This is a genomic window from Pseudomonas sp. CF161 (assembly GCF_000416215.1).
GTDB lineage: Bacteria > Pseudomonadota > Gammaproteobacteria > Pseudomonadales > Pseudomonadaceae > Aquipseudomonas.
In genome coordinates this window covers 145,419-152,761 of record NZ_ATLP01000057.1, presented here as the reverse complement: position 1 = coordinate 152,761, position 7,343 = coordinate 145,419, and the positions used below count along the sequence as shown (strand labels likewise).

5 protein-coding genes and 2 pseudogenes are annotated in these 7,343 nt (G+C 63.9%); 6 read left to right on the top strand and 1 reads right to left on the bottom strand.

The window, feature by feature from the left end; all coding sequences use genetic code 11:
• The 5 genes and pseudogenes from CF161_RS11085 to CF161_RS11065 all read left to right on the top strand — a co-directional run.
• A pseudogene (locus CF161_RS11085) lies at nt 1-390 on the top strand (chemotaxis protein CheR); the annotation flags it as partial.
• Nucleotides 387-1,073 (top strand): chemotaxis protein CheW, encoded by a 687-nt coding sequence (locus tag CF161_RS11080; protein ID WP_020296665.1) that lies wholly within the window; start codon nt 387-389, stop codon nt 1,071-1,073. The pseudogene CF161_RS11085 and the gene CF161_RS11080, both read left to right, overlap by 4 nt.
• Nucleotides 1,070-3,392 (top strand): annotated as a pseudogene (locus tag CF161_RS11075) (hybrid sensor histidine kinase/response regulator). Before CF161_RS11080 ends, CF161_RS11075 begins: the two are co-directional and overlap by 4 nt.
• Entirely contained in the window at nt 3,389-4,399 is a 1,011-nt protein-coding gene (locus tag CF161_RS11070) for a chemotaxis response regulator protein-glutamate methylesterase (RefSeq protein WP_020296664.1), read from the top strand. Before CF161_RS11075 ends, CF161_RS11070 begins: the two are co-directional and overlap by 4 nt.
• Before the next feature lie 48 nt (nt 4,400-4,447).
• Entirely contained in the window at nt 4,448-5,449 is a 1,002-nt protein-coding gene (locus CF161_RS11065; protein ID WP_020296663.1) for a PleD family two-component system response regulator, read from the top strand.
• 6 nt (nt 5,450-5,455) lie between these two features.
• Here the strand turns inward: CF161_RS11065 and CF161_RS11060 are convergent, their stop codons facing one another.
• On the bottom strand, nt 5,456-5,983 hold the full coding sequence (locus CF161_RS11060; protein ID WP_020296662.1) for a hypothetical protein: 528 nt from the start codon (nt 5,981-5,983) through the stop codon (nt 5,456-5,458).
• Nucleotides 5,984-6,240: 257 nt separating this feature from the next.
• Here CF161_RS11060 and prfB point away from each other — a divergent pair.
• A protein-coding gene (gene prfB, locus CF161_RS11050; RefSeq protein WP_102047897.1) for a peptide chain release factor 2 occupies nt 6,241-7,336 on the top strand; the annotation gives its coding sequence in 2 pieces (ribosomal slippage) (nt 6,241-6,312 and nt 6,314-7,336; 1,095 coding nt in all).
• The last annotated feature ends 7 nt before the right edge of the window (nt 7,337-7,343 follow it).

Genomic DNA, 7,343 nt, shown 5'->3' with positions numbered 1-7,343 from the left:
GCTCGGCCATTCAGCTCCATGCCGGCGCCTGCGCGGCCGGCTCCGGCAGCGCCGCCCAGCGACGCCAACGCTTTGTTGGCGAACATTGCCGCGCTGGCCAACGAAGGCAAGAGCGCCGAAGCCCGTGCCGCCTGCGAGCTGTATCTGCGCAGCCATGAGCCGGTCGCCCAGGTGTTTTACTGGTTGGGCCTGCTCAGTGATGTGGCCGGCAGCACCCTGGAGGCCCAGGGTTTCTATCGCAAGGCGTTGTACCTGCAGCCGCAGCATCCCGAGGCGCTGGCGCACCTGGCCGCCTTGCTGGCCTCCCAGGGCGATGCCGCCGGTGCCCGTCGATTGCAGGAGCGTGCCGCCCGCAGCGTACGCACCGTTGACCGTGAGCCTGAACGATGAGCAGCTCCTATTCGTTGAACGTGACCCATGAAGATGCCCAGCAGATCGATGACTGCTGGAATCGCATCGGCATCCATGGCGACAAATCCTGCCCGCTGCTGGTCGAGCACATCCATTGCCGCAACTGCTCGGTGTACTCGGCGGCGGCCACCCGTCTGCTCGATCGCTATTCGCTGCAGCAACAGGACCGCGTGCAGTCCATGGCGCTGGACGTCGACAGCGACATCGTCACCCGTTCGCTGTTGATGTTCCGCCTGGGCGAGGAATGGCTGGGCCTGCCGACCCGCTGCCTGGTCGAGGTGGCGCCGTTGCAGACCATTCACTCCTTGCCCCACCAGCGCTCGCGCGCCCTGCTGGGCGTGGCCAATGTGCGCGGCGCGCTGGTGGCCTGCCTGTCCCTGGTCGAGCTGCTGGGGCTGGACGCCACTGCCGGCCTGGCATCGAGTGCGCGGATCATGCCGCGCATGCTGATTATCGCGGCCCATGGCGGGCCGGTGGTGGTGCCGGTGGATGAGGTCGACGGCATCCACGCCATCGATGAGCGCACCCTCAATGCCGCTTCGGTTTCGGGCTCGCAAGCCAGCGCTCGCTACACCCGAGGCGTGATGCAGTGGAAGGGGCGCAGTTTGCGCCTGCTGGATGAAGAGCAATTGCTCGCGGCCGTGACCCGGAGCCTTTCATGACCCCCGATCAAATGCGCGACGCATCGCTGCTGGAGTTGTTCAGCCTGGAGGCCGAGGCCCAGACTCAGGTGCTCAGCGCCGGGCTGCTGGCCCTGGAACGCAACCCGACCCAGGCCGACCAGTTGGAAGCCTGCATGCGCGCCGCGCACTCGCTCAAGGGCGCGGCGCGAATCGTCGGCGTTGATGCCGGCGTCAGCGTTGCCCACGTCATGGAAGATTGCCTGGTCAGTGCCCAGGAAGGGCGCCTGTACCTGTTGCCCGAGCACATTGATGCCTTGCTCCAGGGCACCGACTTCCTGATGCGCATCGCCACCCCGGGCAGTGCCAATGTCGGGCCCCAGGATATCGCGGCCTATGTCGACCTGATGGCGCGCCTGTTGGCGCCGGCAACGCCTGGCGCGAGCCGGGTCCCGCCCGCCGCCCGTGGCGCCCCCGCCGATGGCCGAGTTGCAGTTGCAGGCTCCGAGTAGCGAGCCCGCTGCCGAGCCCGACCCCGAGCCGCTGCTGCCCGATGCACCTGCGGAGTCGGTGGCGGCCCCGGTGCGCAAGGGCTCGCGCCTGACCGAAGGCGGCGAACGGGTATTGCGAGTCACCGCCGAACGCCTCAACAGCCTGCTCGACCTGTCGAGCAAGTCGCTGGTGGAAACCCAGCGCCTGAAACCGTATCTGGCCAATCTGCAGCGTCTCAAACGCATGCAGAACAACAGCCTGCGCGCACTGGAAAGCCTCAATGTGCACCTCAAGGAGCACGCCCTGAGCCTGGAGGCCCAGGAAGCGCTGGAGGATGCCCGCCGGCTGTTGGCCGAGTCGCAGCAGTTGCTCGCGGAAAAGACCGCCGAGCTCGACGAGTTCGGCTGGCAGGCCAGCCAGCGCGCCCAGGTGCTCTACGACACCGCGCTGGCCTGTCGCATGCGTCCGTTCGCCGATGTGCTGGTGGGCCAGGTGCGGATGGTCCGCGACCTGGGCCGCAGCCTCGGCAAACAGGTGCGCCTGGAGATTGAGGGGGAAAAGACCCAGGTCGACCGCGATGTGCTGGAAAAACTCGAAGCACCCCTGACCCACTTGCTGCGCAATGCCGTCGATCATGGCATCGAGCCGCCGGACCAGCGTCTGCTGGCCGGCAAGCCGGCCGAAGGCCTGATCCGCCTGCGGGCCTCGCACCAGGCCGGCCTGCTGGTATTGGAACTGAGTGACGACGGCCACGGCGTGGACCTGGACCGGCTGCGGCAGAACATCATCGAGCGCCAGCTGTCCCCGGCGGACACCGCCGCCCAGCTCAGCGAAGAAGAGCTGCTGACCTTTCTGTTCCTGCCCGGCTTCAGCCTGCGTGACACCGTCACCGAGGTCTCGGGGCGTGGCGTGGGGCTGGATGCGGTGCAGCACATGGTTCGCCAGCTGCGCGGCGCTGTGGTGCTGGAGCAGACCGCCGGCGAAGGCAGTCGCTTCCACCTCGAAGTACCGCTGACGCTGTCGGTGGTGCGCAGCCTGGTGGTGGAGGTCGGCGGCGAGGCCTATGCCTTCCCGCTGGCCCATATCGAACGCATGTGCGACCTCGCGCCCGAGGACATTGTGCAGGTCGAGGGGCGCCAGCATTTCTGGCACGAAGGCCGCCACGTCGGCCTGGTGGCGGCCAGCCAGTTGTTGCAGCGCCCCGCGGCGCAAGGCAGCCAGCAGACCCTGAAAGTGGTGGTGATTCGCGAGCGCGACGCGGTGTATGGCGTAGCGGTGGAGCGCTTTGTCGGTGAGCGGACCCTGGTGGTGCTGCCGCTGGATGATCGGTTGGGCAAGATCCAGGATATTTCCGCTGGTGCGCTGCTTGACGATGGTTCGGTGGTGCTGATCGTCGATGTCGAGGACATGCTGCGTTCGGTGGACAAACTGCTCAACACCGGGCGTCTGGAGCGGATCGCCCGGCATGACCGGCCTCAGGCCGAGGCCGCGCGCAAGCGCATTCTGGTGGTCGACGACTCGCTGACGGTGCGTGAATTGCAGCGCAAGCTGCTGCTCAATCGCGGTTATGACGTGGCGGTCGCGGTCGATGGCATGGATGGCTGGAACGCCTTGCGTTCCGAAGACTTCGACCTGCTGATCACGGACATCGATATGCCCCGCATGGACGGTATTGAATTGGTCACACTTTTACGTCGCGACAACCGTTTGCAGTCGCTGCCGGTGATGGTGGTTTCCTACAAGGATCGGGAAGAGGACCGCCGTCGTGGACTGGACGCCGGGGCCGACTATTATCTAGCCAAAGCCAGTTTCCACGACGACGCCCTGCTCGACGCGGTGGTGGAGTTGATTGGAGGAGCGCGGGCATGAAAATCGCTATTGTCAACGACATGCCCATGGCCGTGGAGGCCTTGCGCAGAGCCTTGGCTTTCGATCCGAGCCATGAGTTGGTGTGGGTGGCCACCAACGGCGCGGAGGCGGTCAAGTACTGCGCCGAGCTGACCCCGGACCTGATTCTCATGGACCTGATAATGCCGGTCATGGATGGCGTGGAGGCGACCCGGCGGATCATGGCCGAATCCCCCTGCGCGATTGTGATTGTCACCGTTGACCGCCAGCAGAACGTGCACCGGGTGTTCGAGGCCATGGGCTATGGCGCCCTGGACGTGGTCGACACCCCGGCCCTGGGCGCGGGCAATGCCCAGGAGGCGGCCGCGCCGCTGTTGCGCAAGATCCTCAATATCGGCTGGTTGATCGGCCAGCGCGGCAGCCGCGTGCGTTCGGCGCCGGCGCCCTTGCGCAGCAGCGCGCCGCGCCAGAGCCTGGTGGCCATCGGTTCCTCCGCAGGCGGTCCGGCGGCCCTGGAGGTCCTGCTCAAGGGCTTGCCCCAGGACTTTCGCGCCGCCATTGTGCTGGTCCAGCACGTTGACCAGGTGTTTGCCGCGGGCATGGCCGAATGGCTCAGCAGCGCTTCCGGGCTCAAGGTTCGCCTGGCCCGGGAAGGCGAGCCGCCGCAAAGCGGCACGGTGCTGCTGGCGGGCACCAATCACCATATCCGTCTGTTGAAGAACGGCACCCTGGCGTACACCGCCGAGCCGGTAAACGAAATCTATCGACCCTCGATCGATGTGTTTTTCGAGAGCGTCGCCACCTACTGGAATGGCGATGCGGTTGGCGTGCTGCTGACCGGCATGGGGCGCGACGGTGCCCAGGGCCTCAAACTCATGCGCGAGCAAGGCTATATGACCATCGCGCAGGACCAGAACAGCAGCGCGGTGTACGGCATGCCCAAGGCGGCCGCTGCCATCGACGCCGCCGTTGAGATTCGCCCACTGGACAAGATCGCTCCACGTTTGCTGGAGATATTTGCCAAATGACTGACACACGCAGCTGTCCTGGCCAGGTAGCAATTCAGGTGACAACCCATGAATGATTTACAGCTCGACGAATTCAAGACCGATGAGAACGCCGCCATGGTGTTGTTGGTCGATGACCAGGCAATGATCGGTGAAGCTGTCCGGCGTGGGTTGGCCAATGAAGAAAACATCGATTTCCACTTCTGTGCCGATCCGCACCAGGCCATCGCCCAGGCGATCCGTATCAAGCCGACGGTGATTCTGCAGGACCTGGTGATGCCCGGCCTCGACGGCCTGACCCTGGTGCGTGAGTACCGCAATCATCCGGCGACCCAGAACATTCCGATCATTGTGCTTTCGACCAAGGAAGACCCGCTGATCAAGAGTGCGGCCTTCGCTGCCGGGGCCAATGATTACCTGGTCAAGCTGCCGGACAACATCGAGCTGGTGGCGCGTATTCGCTACCACTCGCGGTCCTACATGACCCTGTTGCAGCGTGACGCGGCCTACCGGGCCCTGCGGGTCAGCCAGCAGCAACTGCTGGACACCAACCTGGTGCTGCAACGGCTGATGAACTCCGATGGCCTGACCGGGCTGTCCAACCGCCGTCACTTCGACGAGTACATGGAGCTGGAGTGGCGCCGGGCCATGCGCGATCAGACCCAGCTGTCGCTGCTGATGATCGATGTCGACTACTTCAAGTCTTATAACGACAACTTCGGCCACTTGGAGGGCGACGAAGCCCTGCGCAAAGTGGCCACGGCCATCCGCGAGGCCAGCAGCCGGCCTTCGGACTTGCCGGCGCGCTATGGCGGTGAGGAGTTCGCCCTGGTGCTACCCAATACTTCGCCGGGCGGGGCGCGCCTGGTGGCTGAAAAGCTGCGCCAGACCGTCGCCATGCTGAAAATCCCCCATCTGGCGCCGACCGAAGGTTCGAGCCTGACCATCAGCATCGGCCTGTCGACCATGACCCCGCAGCCCAACAGCCACTGCCGGCAGTTGATTTCGGCGGCGGACAAGGGCCTGTACCTGGCCAAGCACAATGGGCGCAATCAGGTCGGGATCGAGTAAGCGGTTTCAGCGTGTCGCCTCTGGGGCGGACTCATTGGCGGCAACCTGAGCCGGTGTCGCCTCGACCAGGGTCTCTCGGAACAGGTAATAGCTGACGGTCGAGGTCTGCGGGCAGGTGAGCGTGACCGCCTCAATGCGGTACAGGGTGTGGGTGTTGAGGGTGTTGTCGATAAACCAGTTGTCCAACAGGTTGCTGCCGGCAATCGTGTAGTCGCCAAAGCGATAGTCGAAGTGGAAGTTCCGGTGGGCATACACCGGGTGTGCGCTGAAGCTGGCTTGCAGCCATTGGGTTTGCTCGCCGACCTCATCGACCATCGCTCGCAGGCGGTAGTAGACCCACCACCACAGAAAGATCAGCCAAACCACCCCCAGCACGCAGGCCAGCTCCGGCGAGACGATCAGCCAGACCCCCATCAGCGGGATAAAGACCAGTGCACTGAGCAGCGCCGCGATGAACGCCTGGCCACCCCTGAGGTTTCGGCGTTCCCGGCGCTTGATGTGTTCGATCTCGGCGTGGCTGAGTCGTCTGCCCATGGTGCCTGCTGCTTCCTGGTCATTTAGCCGGGGGATTGTATAGCGCTGGCCGGTCCCGGGGCACCGTGGTTATCCACTGCGGCGGGCGAGCGGGGCGATACACGGGATCAAATTGCCGGTACAGCAGGTTTTTGCAGGCCTTATCGGCAAAATTAGATGGCCGATTCGCCGCTAAACCCGCTAAGCGGGCTGCCGTGAATCGGCGATTCCGTTATACTCGCCGGCTTTCAAAAGTTCGCCAACGAGTGCTGCCCGCCATGGAAATCAACCCGATCCTTAACACCATCAAGGACCTGTCCGAGCGCTCCGAAACTATTCGGGGGTATCTTTGACTACGATCAAAAGCATGAGCGTCTGACCGAGGTCAATCGCGAGCTTGAAGATCCGAGTGTCTGGAACAAACCTGAATACGCCCAGGAACTGGGCCGCGAGCGCGCTGCGCTGGCGCAGATCGTCGAAACCCTCGACGAACTGAACACCGGTCTGGGCGATTGCCGCGACCTGCTGGACATGGCCGTCGAAGAAGATGACGAGAGCGCAGTGGGCGATGTCGTCGCCGAGCTGGCCCGTCTCGAGGAAAACCTCGCCAAGCTTGAATTCCGCCGCATGTTCAGCCACGAAATGGACCCGAACAACGCCTACCTGGACATCCAGGCCGGTTCCGGCGGCACCGAGGCCCAGGACTGGGCCAACATTCTGCTGCGCATGTACCTGCGCTGGGCCGATAAACGTGGTTTCGACGCGACCATCATGGAGCTGTCGGCCGGTGAAGTGGCCGGTATCAAAGGCGCGACCGTACACATCAAGGGTGAATACGCCTTTGGCTGGTTGCGGACCGAGATCGGCGTGCACCGTCTGGTGCGCAAGAGCCCATTCGACTCCGGCAACCGTCGTCACACCTCGTTTTCCGCGGTGTTCGTCTCGCCAGAGATCGACGACAAGGTGGAAATCGAGATCAACCCGGCCGACCTGCGGATCGACACCTACCGTTCCTCCGGTGCCGGTGGTCAGCACGTAAACACCACCGACTCGGCCGTACGTATTACCCACGTACCGACCAACACCGTGGTCAGCTGCCAGAACGAACGTTCCCAGCACGCGAACAAGGACACCGCCATGAAAATGCTGCGGGCCAAGTTGTACGAGCAGGAAATGCAGAAACGCAACGCCGCTTCCCAGGCGCTGGAAGACACCAAGTCGGATATCGGCTGGGGTCACCAGATCCGTTCGTATGTGCTCGATGCGTCGCGGATCAAGGATCTGCGCACTAACATCGAACGCAGCGACTGCGACAAGGTGCTCGACGGCGATATCGACGAATACCTGGAAGCCAGCCTGAAATCGGGGCTGTAAACCGTCA